The following is a 2,015-nucleotide window of genomic DNA, read 5'->3' as shown; positions in this document are numbered from 1 at the left end:
GCCTGGAAAAGCTGAAGTCGAAACGCCGGAAATCAAGCCTTCCGCCGGACCATCCACAGATGATGTCCCGCCGGACGCAGGCCGCGTATCGGTCGCCGCGACGGTCGAGACCGTTGCGCGGGAGACACCGGAACCGGAGCCTCAGAGCGCGGACGCGCCGCGCCCGTCCTGGTTCCGCCGCCTGCGCCAGGGCCTGTCACGCACCTCCTCGCAGCTCACCGGCCAGATCACCGGCATCTTCACCCGGTGCAAGCTCGACGAGGACACGCTGCAGGAGCTTGAAGACGTCTTGATCCAGTCGGACCTCGGCGTCGAAACGGCGCTGCGCATCACCGACGCGCTCGCCTCGGGCCGTTACGGCAAGGACATATCGACCGAAGAAGTCCAGGAAATCATGGCCGGCGAGATCGAAGCGGTCTTGAAACCGGTCGCGCTGCCACTGGAACTCGACCTCAGCCACAAGCCGCACGTCATCCTCGTGGTCGGCGTCAACGGCACCGGCAAGACGACGACCATCGGCAAACTCGCCGCCAAGCTCCATGAGGGCGGCCTGAAGGTGATGCTGGCCGCCGGCGACACGTTCCGCGCCGCCGCCATCGAGCAGCTCAAGATCTGGGGGGAGCGCACCAACTCTCCCGTCGTGTCCTCAAAACTCGGCGCCGACGCCGCCGGATTGGCCTTCGACGCATTCGAAAAGGCGAAAGAAGCCGGAAGCGACGTCCTCATCATCGACACCGCCGGCCGCCTGCAGAACAAGGCCGAACTGATGGACGAACTGGAAAAGATCGTCCGCGTCCTTGGAAAACACGATCCCGAGGCCCCACATACCGTTCTGCAGACGCTCGATGCGACCACCGGTCAGAATGCGCTGAACCAGGTGGAAATCTTCCGCAATGTTGCCGGCGTCAACGGGCTGGTGATGACAAAACTCGACGGAACCGCCCGCGGCGGCATTCTGGTGGCGATCTCCGCCAGGCACAAATTGCCGGTCTATTTCATCGGCGTCGGCGAGGGCGTCGACGATCTGGAGCCCTTCGAGGCGAGCGATTTCGCCACCGCCATCGCCGGCCGCGCCCCGGAAAACACAGGAGACCGGCAGATATGAGCCAGCCCATTTTCGAACGGGACCCGTCCGATCCGGCAAGGCAGGAGATCAACCCGCTCCTGAAAATGGCGCTCGAACTCGGGCCGCTCCTGGTATTCTTCTTCACCAATGCGCGCGGCGAGTGGCTGGCCGAACGCATCCCGGTCCTCGCATCCTTCGGCGAACCGATCTTCATCGCCACGGGCCTCTTCATGATCGCGACGGCCATCTCGCTGTCGGTCTCCTGGCTGCTGACCCGCACCCTGCCGATCATGCCGCTGGTCTCGGGCGTCATCGTCTTCATATTCGGCGCGCTGACCCTGTGGCTGCAGAACGACACCTTCATCAAGATGAAGCCGACCATCGTCAACGGCCTGTTCGCGGCAACGCTGCTCGGCGGCCTGCTCTTCGGAAAATCCCTGCTCGGCTACGTCTTCGACAGCGCCTTCCGGCTCGATGCCGAGGGCTGGCGCAAGCTGACCCTGCGCTGGGGCCTGTTCTTCGTGTTCCTCGCACTCGTCAACGAAATCGTCTGGCGCAGCTTCTCGACCGATTTCTGGGTCGCCTTCAAGGTCTGGGGCATCATGCCGCTTACCATCGTCTTCACCATGAGCCAGATGCCGATGATCATGCGGCACACGCTTGCCGAAGAGGGTGAGGAAGAATAGGAAAGCTTCTCACAGCTTGCAGTGCGTCACTCCGATTGCATTTCCAGATAGCGATTTTCCGCGAGGGAACTGAAGACCTTGGGCACTTCGTGAGACCGCTTGAGAGAGTTCAGACCACCAGCCAAAATCAAAACTGCGAAAGATATTTGACACTACCATCTTGATAAGCCGAGTACCGTAGACAGGTTCATGATGCGCCAGACGATTCGATCGTGCCCCATTGGTTGGTGTAACAGCGAGCTTTGCTCACCGAGTATCCCGGT

2 protein-coding genes are annotated in these 2,015 nt (G+C 61.8%); both read left to right on the top strand.

From position 1 onward, the window contains the following. Positions 1-1,105: signal recognition particle-docking protein FtsY (gene ftsY / locus AC5E6N_RS11660; RefSeq protein ID WP_491747974.1), on the top strand; the 1,105-nt coding region annotated here is incomplete at its 5' end. Further along, positions 1,102-1,752 carry a septation protein A gene (locus AC5E6N_RS11655; RefSeq protein ID WP_491747973.1) on the top strand — a complete coding sequence of 217 codons (651 nt, stop codon included), beginning with the start codon at positions 1,102-1,104 and terminating at the stop codon, positions 1,750-1,752. The genes ftsY and AC5E6N_RS11655, both read left to right, overlap by 4 nt. Positions 1,753-2,015: the final 263 nt, after the last annotated feature.

This window comes from Hoeflea sp., assembly GCF_984452065.1.
This window is presented reverse-complemented; position numbering and strand designations above follow the sequence as displayed.